Below are 20,032 nucleotides of genomic sequence, written 5' to 3' on the forward strand. Positions count from 1 at the left end.
CGGATGTGCCGGTGGTCCGGGGCGGCGGGCCGCCCCGGACCACCGGGTGTCTGTCACGGGCGCGGTGGTGCTACCCCAGCCACTCCGAGTAGTTCACGCACTCGTTGATGGGCCACTTCTCCTCCCAGGAGAAGTCCTCGCGGACCGCCGCCCCGAAGGTGTCCTCGAACGCGGGGTTCCACGAGCGTGGGATGGCGTGGGTCGCGGACCGCCAGTCGGAGGAGTTCCAGGCGGTGAACTTGAGGGTGACGGACCCCTCCTTCTTGTTGATCGAGCTGATCTTGGCCTTGCCGCTGTACGTGCCCAGGAAGGCGTCGGCCTGGTTGCTGGTGCCGATGGCGCCGTTGGTCAGCACGCTGGACATGTCCTTGGCGAAACCGCGCAGCGAGTTGAACTTGTACCAGGGGCTGCCGGGCTCGGGACCCTTGTCCTCGTACTGGAACTCGACCTCCTTGGCGAAGGCCCCCTTCGTGCCCTTCCGGGCCTGGCCGACCATCCTCGCCCGCAGGCCGGAGATGGTCTCGTCCTGCGCCAGGATGGACGTGAAGGCGTCGCCCCCGCGGAAGTCCTGGTGCTCGCGCAGCGGGTAGCCGCCGCCCCACAGCCAGCCGAAGAACAGGGAGCGCGAGGTCTCCCAGCGGTTGGCGGCCTTGGGGTCGCTGACGATGCCCCAGTCGGGGATGGAGGCCAGCCACTCCTCCATGCTCTGGGTGGGCGGGTTGAAGGGCAGGTCCCACGACTTGGTGATGTAGTTGTAGGTCGCGCCCGGCGTCCACTGGTTGACCGGCTTCTGGGTCCAGCCACCCGACGAGGTCGGGGCCGTGCCGCCCCAGCCACCGCCACCGCCGCCACCACCGCCACCGCCGCCGCCGAGGGCGCCGATCACGGCACCGACCACGCTGATCACCGCGCCCACGACACCGCCGATGATCGCCCCGATGGCGCCGAGGAGACCGCCGAGACCGTCGCTGGTGCCGCTCGGGTCGGAGTTGGTGACCGGGTTGTTGCTGGCGTAGGCGTAGCCGTTGAGGGTGTTGGGCTTGTCCGGTTCGAGCAGCGGGTCGACGCTGAGGAACCGGCCGGTGCCCGGGTCGTACTGGCGGGCGCCGAGCTGGGTGAGGCCGGTCGTGGCGTCGGCCGGCTTGCCCAGGAAGCCCTTGTCGTCGGGCCAGGCGCCGCCGGCCGTGCCGCGCGGGGCGCCGAACGGCGTCGACCAGCGCTTGACGAACGCCAGCGTGCCGGCGTCGATCGCCAGTGCCGAGGTGCCGTGGTGGTCACCGGCGAGGAAGGTGAGCTTCGTGCCGGAGACGCCCGCGGTGGAGGTGCGGACGGCGATGACGGACGAGCCCGCCTTGTAGGTGCGGGCACCGGAGAGCGCCTTGGTCGCACCGTTGCCGCTCACCTTGAGGTGGACCTCGGTGGTGCCCAGGTACAGGACGGTCTCGCCGTCCTTGGTGGTGGGGCGCCGGATGAGCAGGTCGCCGCCGGCGTCGTAGACGTAGGCGGTACCGGTGGCCGGCTTGCCGCCCGCCGCGGGCTCACCGGCGGTGGCGAGTCTGCCCTCGGCGTTCCAGTCCAGGGTCTGGGTGGCCTGGACCCCGGGCCGGGTCTCGGTGTTGCCGGTCTCGTCGTAGGTGTACGACGAGGTCTTGGCGCCGGTCGTGGTGGAGGCCAGGGCGTGCGGCTGGCCCTCGGCCGTGCCGTACGTGTACTCGGTGGTGACGTCACCGGACGCGCTGTGCTCGGTCTGCTTCGAGCGCAGGCCGGAGTCGTTGTACTGGTAGCTGGTCCAGTACGGCGCCGCTCCGCCGAGGTTGGCGACGGTACGGCCGGACGTGGCGCAGTCGGCGGTCTTGGGCGTCCAGGCCTCGCTCAGCCGGCGGTAGCCGTCGTAGGTGAAGCACTGGTGGTCCGCCTTGCCGGTGCCGCCCAGGGTGGTGGCGTCGGAGACGGAGGTGATGTTGCCGGCGTCGTCCTGCTGGTACTTCAGCTCCTGGAGCATGAAGCCGTGGACGTCGTCGGTGACGTACGACCGGGTGAGGCGGCGGGTGCCGGCCTCGTAGTCGTTGTTGAGGTAGACCTTCTTGGCGCCGGCCGGGTCGGTGGCCAGCGTCATCTGGCGCAGGTCGCCGAGGGGCGAGTAGGCCGCCTGCTGGAGGTAGCCGGTGGTGCCCTTGGCGGTCAGCACCTGGCCGAGCTCGTCGTAGGTGTAGGACACGGTCTCGGCGGACAGGCCGGCCACCGCGGGCGCGGCCGCCTGCTTGACGGTGCCGTCGAGGTTGTAGCCCGTGGAGAAGGACAGCTCGGCGGGCACGCCGGCCGCGACCAGCGGGTCGTCCGCGGGGAGGACGAGTTCGTTGTTGGTGACCTTGTACAGGGGGTCGTAGCGGGTGACCTTCTGGGTGTAGGCCCTGCCGGTCACGCCGCCCTCGTAGCGCACGGCCGTGTCCTGCTGGCCCTTGGCGAGGGTGTCGAAGGTCCAGGCCGCCAGCTTGTTCGCGTCGGTCTTCGACGTCTGCCACATGCCCGTCTTGCGGCCGAGCACGTCGTACTCGAACAGCAGCACCTCGCCGCGGCCGTCGGTGGACTTCACCGCCTGGTCGAGCTCGTTGTGCTGGGTGACCGTCGTCCCCTTGTCGGGGTCGGTGACGGACACCTGGCGGCCGAAGAGGTCGTAGGTGTACGTCCACGCGGACCGGTCGTGCGCGGTGATCGACTTCTGCCGGTCGGCGGCGTCGAAGGCGTACCGGGTGGTCATGTAGTCCGTGCCGGCCGGGCGGGTGCCCGCGTAGTCACGGCGCTCGACGGTCCGGCCGAACGCGTCGGTGACGACCGCGTTGGCCGAGCCGCCCTCCGGGGCGCTGGTGAGGACCAGATCGCCCTGGTAGGTGGTGTCGACGGTCCACTCGGTGACGCCGTAGCTCTTGGTGACCGCCTTGGTGACGCGGCCCATGCCGTCGTAGACGCTGTCGGTCTGCCGGGGCGCCTGGCCGCCGTCGATCTGCACGATCGTGCCGGACGGGGCCGCGGTGTCGTCCCAGATGTCCGACTGCGCGGTCACCGGCAGGCCACGGCCGTCGTAGAGGGTCTGCGCGATGATCCGGCCGCCCTGGGCGGACGGCGCCTGCACCTGGCGGGTGCGCAGCAGCGAGTCGTAGATCTCGTAGGTGGTGTTGTAGCCGGAGCCGTCGCCGTTCAGGGTGGCGCTGGAGACCCACGGCAGGGACGTGGACTTCACGTGGTAGCCGTAGACGTAGGTGGCGGTCTTGCCGAGCGCGCGGGAGCGGTTCGGCAGCCACACGGAAGTGATGCGGCCCAGGCTGTCGTAGGCGGACTCCGTCACCTTGCCGTTGGCGTCGGTGACCTTCAGGTCCACGCCCAGCGCGAAGTCCTTGACCGTGGTGGTCCGGTGCCCCTTGGCGTTGACGACCGTCGTAGAGGTCAGCGGGCCGGCCGCGGGCGGCTGGTACTCGGTCTTGGAGGTGATGACGTCGTCGGTGTTCTTCACCTGGACCGGGCGGCCCAGCGTGTCGTAGTCGGTGACGGCCGTCATCTGCCACAGCGGCTGGTCGTCACTGCCGTAGCCCTTGGCGCGGCCGGACCAGCGCGCGTCGCCCTTGGTGGGCTTCTGCGTCGCGGACCAGGTGGTCGTGTCGTAGGCGGTGGCCTTGTCGGAGACGACGTCACCGGGGCGCGTGGCGTCCGCCGGCAGGTCCAGGGCGGAGTCGGCGACCGAGCAGGCCCGGCCGACGATCCGGGTCCGGGAGACCAGCGCGGTCAGCCCGGCGGCGTCGTTGCGCGCGTACCAGGTGCGGGTGCACTTCTCGTCGCCGGTGACGGAGTCGTCGCCGGTGTCCTCCACCGACACGGGCATGCCGTAGTCGTCGTAACCGGTCTTGGTGGTGCGCACCCGGTCGTAGGGGGTGAGGCGGCTGGTGATGCGGGTGCGGGCGTGCGAGGCGCCCACGCGCACGTAGTACGCCTCGGTGTCGGCGTACGACTTGTGCTGGGTCGCCGTCCGCTTGGACCAGGGGTCGTTGACGGTGCCGGAGACCTCCTTGTCGCCGTCGTAGGAGACGCTCTCGCGCTGGAAGCCGGCCAGTTGGTCGGAGTCGGTGACGGCCGGGGCGGTGACGCCGGAGACCTCCACCTTCCTGCGCCGGTCCGGGTCGGGGGTCTTGCCGTCGCTGCCGAGGACCCGGTCGCCGTCCATGCCGCGCAGGTAGACGGTGACGGTCTTGCTCCGGGTGCCGTTCGACGGCCCGGTGTAGTGGGTGACCTTGCCGTAGCCGCGCCACTGGGACCAGGTGCGCTCCTTGGCGGGGGTCAGCGGGTCGTCGTTGTAGTGCCAGGCACCGCCGCCGGAGTACTCGTAGGTGTGCTGCACGGCCTCGGAGCCGCCCAGCGGGTCGGTGGTGCGCACGGAGCTGACGGGGTACTTCTGGAACCAGTCGAGGATCGGCTCCTCCTGGCCGTAGGGCGACCAGTACACCGGGAAGCAGCGCGTGGTGTTCTCGTCCGCCTTGGGCATGGTCTGCCCGGCCACGCAGTCCGCGGGCAGGTAGTCCACGATCGTCTGCGCGCCGGTCTCGGAGACGACGGTCTTCAGGCGGGGCCGCTCGAAGGACAGGATGTCGTCGCTGGGGCTGTCCACCCGGTTGGGCAGGAAGACGTGGGAGAACCTCACCGGGTCCAGGGAGAGGTCGCTCCCGCGCTTGCCGGTGTGCTTGATCTCGTCCAGCCACAGCGACTGGTCGGTGGAGTCACCGGTGTCGCCCGGGTCGAGGTAGAGGTGCTTGAGGGTCCAGGTGTCGACCGGCGAGAAGGCGGGCGTGGCCGCCGAGGCGTCCCACGCGTAGGTGGTGACCGAGGTCAGCATCTTGCGGGTGAAGAACGACGGGCTGTCCAGGTACGGGCACTTGTCGCCGTCCTTGCAGATCCGGTCGAACGGCACGTCGGGCCAGTTGTCCCGGGTGTCCTCGGTCAGCGCGTCGCAGCCGGTGCCGGAGGCCAGGCAGCGCTCGCCGTGACCGAACACGATCTTGTGCGAGGCCTGGGGGGTGCCGGAGAAGAGGGCGCCGGCGCGCTGTCCGTAGCGGATCTCCTTGAGGTAGCCGCCGCGGGTGTAGGACGTGCCGGTGTTGTCGTCGCCGAGCTTGTCGTAGTTGTTGGTCTCGTCCTCGTACCAGTAGGTCGTGGCGTTGCCGTGGGTGTCCTCGACGTAGTCGAGGTTCCACCGCCACGCCTGCTTCTTGTCGCGCGAGGTGAAGCCCGTTCCGTCGGCGTAGCCGGGCTCGCCCTCGTCGTCGCCGAAGACCGGCACGGTCCACACCGACTTGGTGCGGACGCCGGCGGCGGCGCCGTCGAGCTTGTTCCGGCCGAACACGAAGCGGGTGCCGTCGCCGGTGGTGACGGTCCAGTACTCACCGTTGTCGTCGCCGTTGTCCGCGCCGGTGGAGTGGGTGACCTTGGAGGCGTCGTCGTTCTTCAGCCGCCACTGCCCGGTGGTGTCGTCCTTGACCAGCTCGGTGGCCTTGCCGTTGAGGACGAGGGAGGCGTTGTCGTACTTCCAGCACAGGTCGTGCCGGTCCTTCTGCCCGTCGTCGGTGCAGGAGCCGTACTTGCGCTCGACGTAGGACGAGGTGATGTCGAAGCCCTCGCCGACCTCGGTGCCCTGGTTGTTGCTGGTGGAGGTGCGGCCGTCGACGCTGCCGGAGTCGTAGGAGATCTCCAGCTTCGGGGCCTCGCCGGCGGCCGGTTCGGGCGCCTTCAGCGGGTAGGACCAGGTGAACGAGCCGGAGCTGCCGCCCGCCTCCCAGGTCGAGGAGGCCGCGAGCGGCGTCGCCTTGTAGTCGCCGTCGGCGGAGGCGGTGCCGGCCGCCAGGGCGAGGGTCATGGTCTGCCCGGAGGCCGCCTTCGGAGCGAAGGCGAGGTCGGCGGTGAGCCGTTCGTCGCCGCGCTCGTTGGTGAACTTCACCGGTGTCGCGGGCGGGCAGGCGCCGGCACCGGCGGTGCAGTCGGGCAGGCGCAGCACCTGGAGGCGGCCGGCCCAGTCGCCGCCGTAGGCGGAGGCGAACGCCGAGTAGTCGATGCCGAGCCGGGCCGCGCCGCCGTCGGCGGGGCCGGTGACCTTCAGGACGACGCCCTTGACGCCGAGGGCGCCGACGGCCTCCTGGTCGAGGACGTCGACCTTGACGCTGTCGGCGCGCCTGGCGTTCTTCGCCGCCGGCGGGGCGAGGGTGACGGGCAGCCGGCCGGGGGTGGCCTCGGCGGTCCTCGTGCCGGACGCGGTCAGGCGGGCCGAGCCGCCGGTGGGCCAGGTGGTGCCGCGGGACTGGTCCTCGGCGGCACGTCCGGCGGCCGTCTGGTCGGCGCGGGCGGCGTCGCGCACGACGGCCGCGGTCCGGGCGTCCTGCTTCGCCTTGAACGGCGCCACCTGCTGGGCGTTCGGCGTGGACAGCTCGGGCCGGCCGAGGGGGTCCACGTCGTCGGCGGTGGCGGCGGGGGCGAGCAGGCCGGGCAGCAGGGTGATGCCGACGACCGCGCTGACGCGGCGCAGCCAGGGACGTACCGCCCGGCGCCGGTCCGGGCCGGGTCCGGTCCCCGCGCGGGGGACCCCCAGGGGTTGGTGTCTCATGGGATTCCTTGTCCGAGAAGGAAACGTCGAAGGGACGCGGCGCCGAAGGCGGGCGCCGCTCCGCGAAGGACGGAGCGAGCCGGTCCCGGGGCGCGGGTGACCGCACCCCCGGACCGGCTCAGGAAGGGAAGGGCGCCGTTCAGACGCCGCCGAGGATCTGCGACCGGACCTGGTCGGCGCTCATCGCGCCGGTCCACACACGCAGTTCCTCCAGGGCGCCGGGCAGGTGGTGCCCGGTGGTGCCGCCCTGGCTGCCGCGGCCCACGGTCAGGGCCCCGGTGCCGTACTGGGGGGTGGTGAACCCGGACGCGGTCTCCGACGGCTGGTCGAACTCGCCGACGAAGAGGTGGAGTCTGCCGTAGCGGGTCTCCGTCTTCGCCGGGTCGGCCGGGTCCGTCCACTCCCAGGACTCCTGGGCGTCGAACACGCCGGTGACCTGCACCCAGGTGTCGGTCTCGGCGATGTCGCCGCCCGGCACCTCGGCGGACTGGGTGACCTTGCCGTCGGCGCCGACGGCGGTGCGGGTGAACTTCCACTGGTAGACGCCGTCGGCGGGCTTCACCGCCCACAGCGCCCAGGAGGACTCACCGGCGCTCGCCTGCTGCCCGGCGACCAGGGCCCGGTAACCGACCGGCTTCGAGGCGAGCTTGGCCGAATCCAGCCGCACCCGGGCGGAGACCGTGAAGGAGCCGGTCTCGTCGACGACCGGGCCGGTCGCGGAGGCGTAGCCCGCGGTGCCGTCCAGGACGAGGGCGTTGTTCTCCTCGTCCAGTACCGCTCCGGACGCCGACAGCGTCAGGTTCGGCGTGCCGTAGGAGGACAACTCCTTGACCGTGGTGCCGGTGGACGACGCGGCGTCCCACTGCGCGACGAGCTCGTTGGCCGGCACGCCCTCCTCCAGGAGCTGCGCCTGCTGGGTGATCTCGTCCGGGGTCAGCACGCGCTGCCAGACGTTCACCTCGTCGAGCCGGCCGCGGAAGTGCTCGCCGTAGACGCCGCCGACCAGGGAGCGGCCGATCTGGAGTCCGCCGGAGGAGACCCAGGGCTGGTACGCGGTCGACACCGTGTTCAGGACGACGGGCTTGCCCTGCGGGCGGCCGTTGACGAACAGCTGGATGGTGTCGTTCGCCTTGTCGGCGTCGTTCTTCGTGTCGAACACGGCGGCCAGGTGCGTCCACACCTTCAGCGGCGGGTTGGTGGCGTCACCGAGCGACCGGAGGTAGACCGGCTTGTCCTTGACGTCGCCGGCGGTCCGGTTGAAGACCCACTTCTTGTAGGAGGCCGAGTAGTACAGCGTGAACGCCGAACCGTAGGTGCCGGGGGCCGCCATCACCACCCGGGTCTGGGAGGTGTCGGTCAGGAAGGCCCACGCCGAGACGGTGAAGGAGTCCCGGGTGTTCACGGCCGGGGTCGCGGTCGCGGCGTAGCCCGCCCGCTGCGTCGTGTCCGACCCGTCGTTGAGCCACAGCGAGGCGTCGGCGTCGCCGCGCCGGGCCAGCGTGGACCAGCCCGCGCCGGCGGTGTAGAGGGTGGCGTCGTGCCGGGTGCCCTCGGTCGCGGTGTCCTTGGCGGTCGTCACGCCCGAGCCGGGCGCGGCGTCGTCGAAGTGCCAGGTGCCCGTGGCGCCGGCCGCGGGGGCGACCTTGAAGCTGAACTCCGCCGGGGCGCCCCAGCGGTTGCGGACGTCCTTGGCCTCCACGGACAGCACCTGGGTGCCTGCCAGTGACGGTGTCACGTCGGACACGGTGACCGACTTGCCGGTGACCGCCTTGGCCTCCTTGGCCGAGGTGGTCAGCAGCCGCCAGCGGTAGCCGGTGATGTCGGGGTCGGCGGCGTTGGGCTTGAAGGTGAAGGTACCGGCCACACCCGGGCCGCCCTTGCCTTCGCACAGATTGGCGGTGCACTGGGTGTACGGCGAGACCGAGGTGACGACCGGGGCCTTGGGCGCCGTCGAGTCGATCTTGAAGTAGCACCAGGAGGAGTACGAGGAGAACAGGTCACCGGACTTGCCGCTGTACGACCAGTGCGACTGGGTGCGCGAGCGCAGCCGGTACAGGCCGCCGTCCGCCCGGTTGGAGGTGCGCATCTTCTCGAGCGTCTCGTCGGGGTCCCAGCCGGAGGAGGGTCGGTAGCCGGACCACACCTGGTGCCAGGCGGCGTCGTCACCGCGCTCGACGACGAACTCGGCCTGGAGGGAGCCCTCTTCGTCACCCATGTGGTGCTCGACCTGGGTCTGCACCCGGGCCTGCACCATCGGGTCGACGCGGGTGACGATCAGCGGGTCGGAGGACGAGGTCCGGCAGTAGGCGGTGGTGCCGTCGCCGGGGATGACGCCGACGCTGGTGGGCACGCCGGGCTTGAAGGCGTACGTCACCTTCAGTTCGGCGTTGTCGTCGAACCGCTTCCACGCCTCGGGGTCGGACTCGTCCTTGGCCCGCAGCATCAGCGTGAGCCGGCTGATCTTGCCGTCGGCGAAGCTGCGCACCGTGGAGGTGAGGTTCTCGTCGGTCTCGTCCGGGTTGTCGTTGAACTCGATCCACTGGTCGGGCTGGTCAGGGCTGCACTGGCTGCCGCGGCCGGCCGAGACGTACCGGTCGCCCATCTGGTCCAGCTGCGTCGGGCCGGGCCACCGGGTGCCCTCCGAGATGTTGTTGGTGCGCTCCAGGTCCACCCACTTGGCGGAGCAGCTGAACGACCAGGTCTCGTAGGCGCGGAAGGTGGCGTCGAGGACGTACTTGCCGGCGAGCTTGGACGGCGAGAACTCGAAGTACATGCGGTTCGTGTAGTTGCTGCCGCAGTAGTACGGGCCGGACACGCTGCACCGGCCGACGCCGTAGTCGCCGTTGAACTGCCAGAACTTGTCGCCGTCGGACGACAGCACGGTGCGCTCGGACACGCCGAGGCCGACCGAGGGGTCGATGTAGACGGGGTAGACGGTGTCCTCGCCGCGCAGCAGGCCGAGGTCGGGCTCGACGGTGACGCTGTCGCCGTCGACCTGGACGGGCATGACGGCGCTGGTGTCGCCGGCGCCGGGCTGGGTGCCCTCCTCGACCGGGTCGGGGATCTCGCCGCCGGCGGCGTCGGCGGTGGCGAGCTGGGTGCGCACGCCGTCGGTGCCGGGCCGGGCGTCCTGGCCGGCGGAGTCCCACATCTGGCCGGCCGGGCCCTTGAAGACGGTGTTGCCGTCGGTGTCGACGGCGCGCACACCGCCGCCGGCGCCCGGCATCAGCCGCAGGTCGGTGGTGGAGGCGGTCAGCTCGATCTGCTCCAGGGCCGGATCGGCGGCGGCCTCGGCCGTCTTGACGACGAGGACCTCGCGGTACCCCTCGGCGGTGGCGGTCAGCTCCAGGTCGACGCCGTCGAGCACCTCGGGGTAGACGGCCTTGGCGCCCTCCAGGCGGGGCTCGGGCAGCCGGCCGGGCCAGTCGAGGTGCAGGCTGCCCTCGTCGTTGCCCAGGCGGATCAGGCCCTTGCCGTCGCCGCCGCCGGAGAAGGACAGGTCGACGACGGCGGCCTTGGGGCCGACGGTGCCGTCCGGCCTGCGCTCCAGCGTGGCGTCCACGGCACGCCAGGAGCCGTCGTCGCCCTTGGCCCGCTGCGGGACCGCGGACTGCACGAGGGTGAAGGTGCCGTCCGGGTTGGCCGTGGTGGTGGAGTACTCGGTGCGCTCACCGGTGACCTCCACCTGCTCGCCACTGGCCGCGGCGCGCCGGGAGGCCGTGGCGTGGTCGATCACGGCGTCCCCGGAGGCCGAGGCCGAGGTCGCCGCCGCCGGGGCCGCCGGGGCCGCGGGAGCCGCGACGGCGGGCACGGTGAACGCCGTCAAGGAGGCCACCAGGGCCACCGAGGTGATTCCGGCTGCCCATCCGGCCGGACTGACGACTCGTCTGTGCCGGTCCGTCCCGGCCGAGTTGTACCAGCGCACTCGTGCGCCCCCCATGAATTCCTCATGCAATCTTCACAATGGCCGCGTCAGTAAATAGCGTTCGGCACCCGGCGGCAAGCGTGTTCATGATCACAGGACGGCAACTCGTATGTCGTGCGCACAACATGGCGTCCAGTGGTATCCGGACGCCCGGTGTCGCACCCCGGACGTGCACGTGCGGCCGAGTCGCTTCCGCAGGTCGCGGCGCATGTGTGACACCGTGCTGACGAGCACGGCGCGAAGGGTGGGAGTCCATGGGTGATCTCTTTCTGGTCCGGCACGGTGAGACCGAGTGGTCGCGGTCCGGGCGGCACACCGGGCTGACGGACGTCCCGTTGACCGAGAACGGGCGGGAGCAGGCGCGGCGCCTGGTGCCGCTGATCCGGTCGCACCGGATCGGGGCCGCGTTCGTCAGCCCGTTCCAGCGGGCGCGGGAGACGGCCGAGCTGATCGGGCTGCACGCGCCCCGCGTCGACCCCGACCTGCACGAGTGGGACTACGGCGGGTACGAGGGCGTCACGACGGTCGAGATCCAGCGGTCCCGGCCGGACTGGTTCCTGTTCACGGACGGGGTCGTGCCCGGACCGCCGGACCACCCCGGGGAGTCGCCGGAGCAGGTGGGTGAGCGGGCCGACCGGGTGCTGGCCCGGGTGGGGGCCGCGTTCGCCGACACCGAGGGGTGCGTGGTGCTGGTGGCGCACGGGCACTTCCTGCGGGTGCTCACCGCACGGCACCTGGGGCTTCCGCCCTCGCACGGGGCGCTGTTCCAGCTGGGGACGGGGACGCTGTGCCGGCTGGGCACGGAGCACGGGCGTCCGGTGATCGCCGCGTGGAATGTCAGACCCCCGTCGTAGTCTTCGAGGGTGTCGACCGGTGAGGGACCGGTGAGGAAGGGGGACGCCGTGGCACGGCCGCCCACCGCCGCGCAGCGGCGGGTCATCGACGCCGCCGACCCCGTCACCGGACGGCTGCGGGGGACGCGGGCGCAGCTCGAGGCGCTGGTGGAGCGCGGGCTCGCCTTCCGGCATCCGCGGCCCCCGCACGACTGCTTCCTCACCCCCGCCGGGCACCGGATACGGGAGTCCCCCGCCGGACCCGGGAGGGCCCTGGCCCCGGCGCCGGCCGCACCCAGCGCCGACGGCGTGTTCGCCGCGCGGGTGGGCGGCGAGGAGAACGGGCCGGGCGAGGCCGGGCCGGCGCGGCTGCGCGAGGTGCGCGCGGCCTGGGAGGGGTTGCTGGAGCTGCGCCGGATGACCCGTGCCGACGGGGCCGTGGACCTGCCCTGCGGGTGGGAGCGGGCGCATCTCGTGCGGGCCGCCGCGCTCGCGCTGGAGGCCGCCGGACACCGCCCCGCGGGTCCGTCCGGCGACGACGGGTACCGGGTGCGGGCGACGCCGCAGCCCGAGGCCGTCGCCGTGCACGCGGCCGACGGCACCGCGCTGGGAGCCTGCGCGGCGACGCTGGAGGCGGCGGGCTGGCAGGTCGGGGAACACACCGAGCCGCGCACCCGGGCCCGTTATCTGCTGGCCTCGCCGCGGAGGGTGTGAGCGCCCGTGTCAGGATCGTCCCGACAGGACGCACACGCGGTGCGTCCACGCAGTACGTCCCCTCGATACGTCCACGAGAAGAGGCAGTTGTGGTGAGCGAGCCGTTTTCCGTTCCGGTGACCGTCCGCGGGTACGAGACGGACACGCAGGGGCATCTGAACCAGGCCGTGTACCTCAACTACGCCGAGCACGCCCGTTGGTCGCTGCTCCAGGCGGCCGGGGTCCGGCAGGCCGACCTGGTGGCCCGGGGAGTGGGGCCGGTGGCGCTGGAGACGACGATCCGCTTCCGGCGGGAGCTGCTCGCCGGTGACGAGGTCGAGGTGACGTGCGCCTTCGAGTGGGGTGAGGGCAAGACGTTCCGGATCCGGCAGACCGTCCGCAAGGCCGACGGCACCGTGGCGGCCGAGATCGAGGCGGTCGGCGGGCTCATGGACCTGCGCGAGCGCAGGCTGGTGGCCGACCCGCGGCAGCGGTTCAAGGAACTGGCCTCGGACCCGGCGCTGTTCGGGCTGTAGGCGGAGGTGTGCGGGCCGGCGCCCCTCCTTCGGGCGCCGGCCCGCCGTCATGCCCCGGGGGTCCCGTCGTCACCGCGCGACGGCGGTGCGGGACGTTTCGGTGATCTCCTCCCCCGCCTCCATCGGATGGGTCACGTCCTCCGCGTCCCGGCCCTTGCCGCCGATGTGGTTGAAGACCAGGTTGAGCAGGACGGCGGCCACGCAGCCGGTCGAGATGCCGGAGTCCAGGATGATCTTCGCGTTCTCCGGGAAGGCGTGGTAGAACTCCGGCGCCGCGATCGGGATGATGCCGACGGCCAGGGAGACCGCCACGATCAGGACGTTGTTGTCCTTGTCCAGGCTCGCCCGGACCAGGGTCTGGATGCCGCTCGCCGCGACCGAGCCGAACAGGACGACGCCGGCGCCGCCGAGCACCGGGCGGGGGACGACGGCGATCAGCGAGGCGGCCATCGGGCACAGGCCCATCAGGACCAGGAAGCCGCCGCCCACGGCCACCACGAAGCGGCTGCGGATCTTCGTCATCGCGACCAGGCCGATGTTCTGCGCGAAGGCGCTGCACATGAAGCCGTTGAAGATGGGGCTGAGCGCCGAGCCGAGGGTGTCGGCACGCAGGCCGGCCGCGATGGTCTTCTCGTCCGCCGGCCGCTCCACGATCTCACCGAGGGCGAGCATGTCGGCGGTGGACTCGGTCATCGAGACCACCATCACCACGATCATCGACAGGATCGCGGCGACCTGGAACTGCGGGGCGCCGAAGTGGAACGGCGTCGGGAAGCCGACCACGTCCGCGTCCGCGACCGGGCCGAAGTCCGTGACGCCGAACGGGATGGCGATGAGCGTGCCCGCGACCAGGCCGAGCAGCACCGCGATCTGCTTCACGAAGCCGCGGGTGAAGCGACGCAGGAGCAGGACGATGACGAGCGTGATCCCTGCCAGACCCAGGTTGGTCGACGAGCCGTAGTCGTCGGCCGTGGGACTGGGGCCCTGTGCCCAGCCGAAGGCGACCGGGAGCAGGGATATGCCGATGAGGGTGATCACGGTGCCGGTGACGACCGGCGGGAAGAAGCGGATCGCCTTGCAGAAGACGGGTGCGGCCAGGAAGCCGAGCAGGCCGGCGACGATGACCGCGCCGAAGATGATCGGCAGCGCGTCGGACTTGTCGTCGGTCGAGGCGACGACCGCGGTCATGGGGGCGACACCGGCGAAGGTGACGCCGTTGACGAAGGGGAGACGGGCTCCGATCTTCCAGATGCCGAGGGTCTGCAGGAAGGTGGCGAGGCCCGCGGTGAACAGGCAGGCGCCGGTGAGGAAGGTGAGCTCGGTGGCGCTCAGGCCGATGGCCGCGCCGACGATCAGGGGCGGGGCGACGACTCCGGCGTACATGGCGGCCACGTGCTGCAGGCCCGTCGTCGCCATCTTCAGTGGTGGGAGTTTCTCGTCAACAGGGTGGTCGGCCACGGCGGCGTTCCTCCGGTCGGTTACACGTCGGCATTGACGTATCTGTCAGGGAGGTGGTGCATATGGTCGTGCGGGACCGGGACGGACCGTTCCGGTTGCGGGAAACGGTGACCGCTCCGGGGGCGTGCGCAGGGGCACACGCCCCGGAGGCGGCCGCCATGGACCCCGCTCGGGTCCACGGCTACCGGCCGGGAGCCGTCCCTCCCAGCCGGAGAACTTGGGTGTTCGGTCGTGCGGTGCTCAGCCCTGCGCGGCGATCCGCGCCAGCCGCTGCGCCTCGCTCCTCGTGGAGCGGGCGATGGCGTCCTCGTCGACGGTGAGCAGCCGGCCGTCCTCGACGATCCGGCGGCCGTTCACGAACGAGGCCGTGACCGGGGCGGCGGCGCCGAGGACCAGGGCGGCCACCGGGTCGGCGATCGAGGAGTGGGCGAGCGTGTCCATCCGCCACAGCACCAGGTCGGCGAGCTTGCCCGCCTCCAGGGAGCCGGTCTCGGCGGCGCGGCCGAGGACCTGCGCGCCGCCGTAGGTGCCCAGCCGCAGTGCCTTGCGGGCGTTCAGCGCGGCCTCGCGGTGGGCGCCGAGGCGGTTGATGAGCAGCGCGTTGCGCAGTTCGGTGTGGAGTTCGCCCGACTCGTTGGAGGCGGCGCCGTCGACGCCGAGGCCGACGGGGACGCCGGCGGCGAGCAGGTCGGGGACGCGGGCGATGCCGGCGGCGAGGCGGGCGTTGGAGGACGGGCAGTGGGCGACGCCGGTGCCGGTGCGGGCGAAGGCGGCGATGTCGGCGTCGTTCATGTGGACGCAGTGCGCCATCCACACGTCCTCACCGAGCCAGCCCGTCGACTCGAAGTAGTCGGTGGGGCCCGTGCCGAACAGCTCGTGGCAGAACTTCTCCTCCTCCACGGTCTCCGAACCGTGGGTGTGCAGCCGCACCCCGAGCCGCCGGGCCAGCTCGGCGCCCCGACGCATCAGTTCGGTGGAGACGGAGAAGGGCGAGCAGGGGGCGACGGCGACCTGGGTCATCGCGCCGAAGGAGGCGTCGTGGTGCTCGTGCACGGTGGCCTCGGTGGCGGCGAGCGCGTCGTCCAGGCTCTCCACCGCGAAGTCCGGCGGCAGCCCGCCGTCCGACTCGCCGCGGTCCATGGAGCCGCGGGCGAGGGTGAAGCGGACGCCCGTCTCCCGGGCGGCACGGATGATCGCGCCGGACAGGTCGCCGGAGCCCCGCGGGAAGACGTAGTGGTGGTCCATGGCGGTGGTGACGCCGCCGCGGGCCATCATCGCGAGCGAGCCCTGGGCCGCCGCGTACGCCATCGGCTCGTCGATGCGCGCCCAGGTCGGGTACAGCGCGACCAGCCAGTCGAACAGGTTGTGGTCGGTGGCCAGGCCCCGGGTGAGCCACTGGTAGAAGTGGTGGTGGGTGTTGACCAGGCCGGGCGTGGCCAGGTGGCCGGTCGCGTCGATCCGGTGGACCACGTTCCGGAGGCCCTCGGGTGCCCGTCCCGGGCCGACGGACTCGATCAGGTTGCCGGCGATCACCACATGGCCGCAGGCGTACTCGGTGTCGTCCGCGTCCACGGTGGCGATCGCGCAGTTCTCGATGACCGTGCGCTCGGCCGGCGGTGCTGCTGCCATGCTGTGCTTCCTTGTCTTCGGTGCGGCCCGTGGGCGGTAGGGGTACCCACGAGGGGGGCACGGCAGGGCCCTAGGAGGATTCGAGTGCCGGAACGGTGCTGCGGTTCCGGGTGCCGAGGTGGTGGAAGAACAGATTGAGGACGACCGCGACGAGCGCGCCAGCGCTGATGCCGGAGCCGAGCACGGTCTGCGCCCAGGCCGGGAAGTCGGCGTAGAAGGTCGGTGCGGCCAGCGGGATGATGCCCGCGCCGAGCGCCACGGCGACCAGGATGATGTTGGAGCTGTCGTCCAGACCGGCCTCGGACAGCGTGCGGATGCCGCTGACGGCGATGGAGCCGAAGAGGACGATGCCCGCGCCGCCGAGGACCGGCATGGGGACCAGGGAGACGACCGCGCCGAGGACCGGGAAGACACCGAGGACCAGCAGGGTGGCGCCGGCGACGGCGACGACGTAGCGGCTGCGGACCCGGGTCAGGGAGACGACGCCGACGTTCTGTGCGAAGGCGGAGGTGGGGAAGCCGCCGAAGACCGGGCCGAAGAGGGTGGCGAGGCCGTCGGTGCGCAGGCCGCGGGTGATGACCTTGGCGTCGGCGCGGCGGTCGCAGATCTCGCCGAGGGCGAGCATGCCGGCGCTGGACTCGGTCATCAGGACCAGCATCACGATGCACAGCGACAGGATGGCCGCGGGCTGGAACTCGGGGGCGCCGAAGGCGAAGGGCGTCGGCAGCGCGGCGACCGGGGCGGTCCTGAGGGCGCTGAAGTCGGCCATGCCGAAGGGGATGGCGGCCAGGGTGCCGATCAACAGGCCGAAGAGCAGGGCGACCTGCTTGAAGAAGCCCTTGCCGAAGCGCTGCATCACGAGGATGACGCCGAGGGTGAAGGCGGCGAGCGCGAGGTTGCTCATGGAGCCGAAGTCGGCGGCGGTCTCGTCGCCGCCCTGGGCCCAGCCCACCGGGACGGGCATCAGCGTGACGCCGATCAGGGTGATGACCACGCCGGTGACCAGCGGCGGGAAGAATCTGAGCAGCCGCCCGAAGAAGGGGCCGACGGCCAGGCAGAAGACGCCCGCGACCATCACCGCGCCGTAGACCGCGGGGAGTTGGTCGCCCTTGGAGTTGGTCTCGGCGATGGCCAGGATCGGGGCGATGCCGGCCGAGGAGGCGGCGTTGACGAAGGGCAGCCGGTTGCCGACGAAGCCCTTGACGCCGAGGGTCTGCAGCAGGGTCGCGACGCCGGCGATGAGCAGCGAGGCGGCGATGAGCCGGGTGCGGGCCTCGAGGTCGAGTCCGCAGGCCTGGCCGATGATGAGCGGAGGAGTGACGACGCCCGCGTACATGGCGGCGATGTGCTGGAGCGCGGCGGGGACGAGCCGCGAGGGGTGGAGCTTCTCGTCCACCGGGTGCACGGACGTGACGGCGTCCTCGGTGTGCACCGGCGGGGTGGAACAGGAGGAGCCTTTCGCCGGCTCCGTTGCAGGCTGTGCCATGGTGTTCCCTCCGGTGTGGCGCGCCGCCGGCCGCGGGGGGCCGGGCCGGGGCGCGCTTCCCGCGTCAGAGGTTGGTCATGTCGACCGGGATGAGTTGCTCGGCGCCGTCGCGCAGGATGGTGGCCTCGATCAGGCCGTAGGGGCGGTCGGCGGCGTAGTAGACGGCGCCGTCCTTGGCCTCGTTGTCGATCCCGAAGGGCGACAGGTCCGAGCGGAAGTGGTGCTTGTTGGGCATCGAGAAGCGGATCTCGTCGACCTCGTCGCGGGAGTTCAGCACCCGCACGCCCATCTCGAAGAGGGTCTGCTGGAGCGAGTACGAGTAGGTCTCGGCGAACGCCTGGAGCGCGTGCTTGCGCACCCCGTTGTACGAGCGCTCCCAGTCGGGGGCGTGCGAGTCGATGCCGTCCCAGTTGTGCCGCCACCAGGTGGAGACGGTGGTGGCGAGGATACGGTCGTAGTCCTCCTTGAGGGTGGTGTACTTGTCCTTCAGGTAGCCCCAGAACTCGGAGTTGGTCGTGTTCAGGACGGTCAGGTCCTTGAACCCGGAGAGCACCTGGATGCCGTGGCCGTCGTAGGTGATCTGCGCGACGCGGGTCTCCTGGCCCTTGCGGACGAAGGAGTGGGCGATCTCCTCGGAGCCGACGAAGCGGGCGCCGCCCTTGGAGGTCTCGATCCGCTCCCAGCCGTACTCCTCGACGCGGATGCGGGCCCGGGAGATGGACTCGGTGTTGTCCACGAAGTGGCGGGCGAGCTTGACGCCGAAGTCCTCGGCGCTCTCGATGCCGTGCTCCTTGGCGAAGGCGTACACCGTGTTCTTGGTGGTGTCGGTGGGCAGGACGTTCGCGTTCGAACCGCTGCGGTGGACCTCCTCCATGTCGCCGGAGAGGGCGACGGAGACGTTCAGGTCCTTGATGTGGTGCGTGTCGCCGTCACGCGTGATCTTGACGACGCGGTTCTCTGCCTTGCCGTACTGGTTCTGTCCCAGGACGAAACGGGTCATGTGTCGGTCAGCTCCCTCGGTAAACGGAGTAGCCGAACGGGTTGAGCAGCAGCGGAACGTGGTAGTGCTCGCCGGGCACCACCGCGAAGGTGATGGTGACCTCGGGGAAGAACACGGGCCGGCCGTTCTCGCTGTCCCGGAGCGCGGGGGCGTCCTGCTGGGCCGCGGCTTGTTTCCTGGCGAAGTACGTCTCGGTGTCGAAGTCGAGCCGTACGTGTGTGGTGCCCTCCGGCAGCGCCGGCAGGTCCTTGCACCGTCCGTCCGCGTCGGTCGCGGAGCCGCCGAGCGCCTGCCAGTCCGCCTCGGGCCCGCCGCGGGCGGAGAGGTGGACGGCGACGCCCTCGGCGGGGCGGCCGACGCTGGTGTCCAGGATGTGCGTGGACACGGAAGCGGTGGTCTCGGTGCTCATGCGATGTCCTCTTGCGGTGTGCAGCGACGTCGGTCGGCTTGCGGCGGGTCAGGCGGCGTCGAGCAGCCGGGCCAGCCGGATGCGGTTGATCTTCCCCAGTTCGGTGCGGACGATCTCCCGTTCCTGCTCGGACGAGTTGCCGATCCGCTCCAGAGCCGCGTCCCGCATCTGCTCGCCGGTCCGGCCGGTGGCGCAGATGAGGAACACGTGGCCGAACTTCTCCTGGTAGGCCAGGTTCAGTTCGAGCATCTCCGCCTTGAGCTCGGCGGAGGCCCCGGCCATCCCCGCCTGCTCGCGGGAGGAGGTGGGGTCGCCGGGCTCGGGGCGGCCGATCGGCGGGTGCCTGGCCATCGCCTCCTCGAGGTCCGCCGCGGTCAGCTCGGCCATGGCGGCGTCGGACGCGGCGTAGAGGTCCTCGGGGGTGGCGAAGGGACGGGCGCTGATCAGTTGCCGGGCCCACGCCGTGGAGGCACACGCCTCGTGGAGTTCCGCGAGTGCCGCGGTCTCCTCGAGGGCGTTGAAGCGGGCCAGGCCCGACGCGGAAGTGGACGTCACGGGAGCCTCCGTGGCCTTGTGCTGAACGGGCGTGCCGATAGCTAACGCCCTCGGAAACACCGCGTCAACACTTTGTTGAAAATTCGGGGTGACGAAAGCCGCCGCCCGGTGACCGGGCGGCGGCTCGTCGTGCGGTGCTCCCGTGCAGGTCAGGAGCCCTTCTCGCGGTTGAGGTAGTTGTAGACGGTGAAGCGGCTGACGCCCAGCGCGCTCGCGACGGTCTCGACGCCGTGCCGCACGGAGAAGGCGCCGCGCGCCTCCAGGGTGCGCACGACCTCCTGCTTGGCCCTGCGGTCCAGTTCGGACAGCGGTCTGCCCCGTCGGCGCTCCATGGCGGCGAGGATGTGGTCCAGGGAGTCGGCGAGCTGGGGCAGGCGCACGGCGACGACGTCGACACCCTCCCAGGCGAGCACGACGTCGTCCCCTCCCGCCTCGTCCGGCGGGAGCATCTCGCCGCCGATGGCGTCGACCAGGGGCTTCACGGCCGCGATGAAGGGTTCCTCGCCGAGGCCGGTCACCGCTCGCCCTCCTCGACGACGTTGACCTGGAGCGAGATCCGGGTGGCGCCGGCCTCCAGGGAGCGGCGCAGCAGCGCGTCCACGGCGGTGAGGACCGCGTCGGCGCCGCCCTCGGCGGTGTTGCCGAACGGGCCGACGTCGACCTCGTCCAGCTCCGCGGCCTCGACGACCTCCCGGGCGACGACCGCGTGGGCGGGCGCCTCATCGAGATCGAAGGGCTCGGTCGTGAACTCCACTCTCAATCGCACCGGGTCAACCTAACGCGCCGTGCCCGATTTCCGCCGCCCCCTCTTGACAAGCTCCGCCGGGCTTCGGCAATCTTCCATTAAGCAGAAACGAACTTCCGTAATACG

Annotated in this window: 13 protein-coding genes; 3 read left to right on the forward strand and 10 right to left on the reverse strand. The window is 71.5% G+C overall.

Going from position 1 to position 20,032, the window contains the following annotated elements:
• Positions 1–70: 70 nt before the first annotated feature.
• Positions 71–6,637 carry an RHS repeat-associated core domain-containing protein gene (locus JHAT_RS08995; protein WP_077797534.1) on the reverse strand — a complete coding sequence of 2,189 codons (6,567 nt, stop codon included), beginning with the start codon at positions 6,635–6,637 and terminating at the stop codon, positions 71–73.
• Positions 6,638–6,776: 139 nt separating this feature from the next.
• Positions 6,777–10,577: a LamG-like jellyroll fold domain-containing protein gene (locus JHAT_RS09000; protein WP_253195450.1), complete on the reverse strand. Its 3,801-nt coding sequence runs from the start codon at positions 10,575–10,577 to the stop codon at positions 6,777–6,779.
• A 239-nt stretch (positions 10,578–10,816) separates the two neighbouring features.
• Between JHAT_RS09000 and JHAT_RS09005 the strand changes: the two genes are divergently transcribed.
• From JHAT_RS09005 to JHAT_RS09015, 3 genes are all read left to right on the forward strand, one after another.
• Positions 10,817–11,416 (forward strand): histidine phosphatase family protein, encoded by a 600-nt coding sequence (locus JHAT_RS09005; protein WP_077797535.1) that lies wholly within the window; start codon positions 10,817–10,819, stop codon positions 11,414–11,416.
• Between the two features lie 48 nt (positions 11,417–11,464).
• Positions 11,465–12,109, forward strand: coding sequence for a hypothetical protein (locus JHAT_RS09010; protein ID WP_077797536.1), 645 nt, complete (start codon positions 11,465–11,467; stop codon positions 12,107–12,109).
• Between the two features lie 92 nt (positions 12,110–12,201).
• Positions 12,202–12,624 (forward strand): thioesterase family protein, encoded by a 423-nt coding sequence (locus tag JHAT_RS09015; RefSeq protein ID WP_077797567.1) that lies wholly within the window; start codon positions 12,202–12,204, stop codon positions 12,622–12,624.
• Positions 12,625–12,693: 69 nt separating this feature from the next.
• On the opposite strand, the gene JHAT_RS09020 is transcribed toward JHAT_RS09015, so the two are convergent.
• The 8 genes from JHAT_RS09020 to JHAT_RS09055 all read right to left on the reverse strand — a co-directional run bounded on the left by JHAT_RS09020 (position 12,694) and on the right by JHAT_RS09055 (position 19,927).
• Positions 12,694–14,082, reverse strand: coding sequence for a nucleobase:cation symporter-2 family protein (locus JHAT_RS09020; protein ID WP_077797537.1), 1,389 nt, complete (start codon positions 14,080–14,082; stop codon positions 12,694–12,696).
• Between the two features lie 240 nt (positions 14,083–14,322).
• Positions 14,323–15,711, reverse strand: coding sequence for an 8-oxoguanine deaminase (locus tag JHAT_RS09025; RefSeq protein WP_077797538.1), 1,389 nt, complete (start codon positions 15,709–15,711; stop codon positions 14,323–14,325).
• 70 nt (positions 15,712–15,781) lie between these two features.
• Positions 15,782–17,197, reverse strand: coding sequence for a nucleobase:cation symporter-2 family protein (locus JHAT_RS09030; RefSeq protein WP_077797539.1), 1,416 nt, complete (start codon positions 17,195–17,197; stop codon positions 15,782–15,784).
• Positions 17,198–17,261: 64 nt separating this feature from the next.
• A complete protein-coding gene (gene pucL / locus JHAT_RS09035; RefSeq protein ID WP_077797540.1) occupies positions 17,262–18,197 on the reverse strand; it encodes a factor-independent urate hydroxylase in 936 nt (311 codons plus the stop codon).
• 7 nt (positions 18,198–18,204) lie between these two features.
• Positions 18,205–18,606, reverse strand: a complete 402-nt coding sequence (uraH, locus tag JHAT_RS09040; protein WP_077797541.1) for a hydroxyisourate hydrolase — start codon at positions 18,604–18,606, stop codon at positions 18,205–18,207.
• Between the two features lie 48 nt (positions 18,607–18,654).
• Positions 18,655–19,161 carry a 2-oxo-4-hydroxy-4-carboxy-5-ureidoimidazoline decarboxylase gene (gene uraD / locus JHAT_RS09045; protein WP_171990809.1) on the reverse strand — a complete coding sequence of 169 codons (507 nt, stop codon included), beginning with the start codon at positions 19,159–19,161 and terminating at the stop codon, positions 18,655–18,657.
• Between the two features lie 149 nt (positions 19,162–19,310).
• Positions 19,311–19,679, reverse strand: a complete 369-nt coding sequence (locus JHAT_RS09050) for a helix-turn-helix domain-containing protein (protein WP_077797543.1) — start codon at positions 19,677–19,679, stop codon at positions 19,311–19,313.
• The gene (locus JHAT_RS09055; RefSeq protein WP_107481878.1) at positions 19,676–19,927 is read right to left on the reverse strand and encodes a hypothetical protein; all 252 of its coding nucleotides are present in this window, start codon (positions 19,925–19,927) and stop codon (positions 19,676–19,678) included. Before JHAT_RS09055 ends, JHAT_RS09050 begins: the two co-directional genes overlap by 4 nt.
• Positions 19,928–20,032: the final 105 nt, after the last annotated feature.

The organism is Streptomyces sp. JHA26 (assembly GCF_002005565.1).
In the GTDB taxonomy this organism is placed as follows: domain Bacteria; phylum Actinomycetota; class Actinomycetes; order Streptomycetales; family Streptomycetaceae; genus Streptomyces.

Coding starts and splice junctions, on each gene's coding strand:
- JHAT_RS09005 (WP_077797535.1), top strand. CDS start 10,817: ATGGGTGATCTCTTTCTGGTCCGGCACGGTGAGACCGAGTGGTCGCGG.
- JHAT_RS09025 (WP_077797538.1), bottom strand. CDS start 15,711: ATGGCAGCAGCACCGCCGGCCGAGCGCACGGTCATCGAGAACTGCGCG.
- uraH (WP_077797541.1), bottom strand. CDS start 18,606: ATGAGCACCGAGACCACCGCTTCCGTGTCCACGCACATCCTGGACACC.
- JHAT_RS08995 (WP_077797534.1), bottom strand. CDS start 6,637: ATGAGACACCAACCCCTGGGGGTCCCCCGCGCGGGGACCGGACCCGGC.
- pucL (WP_077797540.1), bottom strand. CDS start 18,197: ATGACCCGTTTCGTCCTGGGACAGAACCAGTACGGCAAGGCAGAGAAC.
- JHAT_RS09030 (WP_077797539.1), bottom strand. CDS start 17,197: ATGGCACAGCCTGCAACGGAGCCGGCGAAAGGCTCCTCCTGTTCCACC.
- JHAT_RS09000 (WP_253195450.1), bottom strand. CDS start 10,577: ATGGGGGGCGCACGAGTGCGCTGGTACAACTCGGCCGGGACGGACCGG.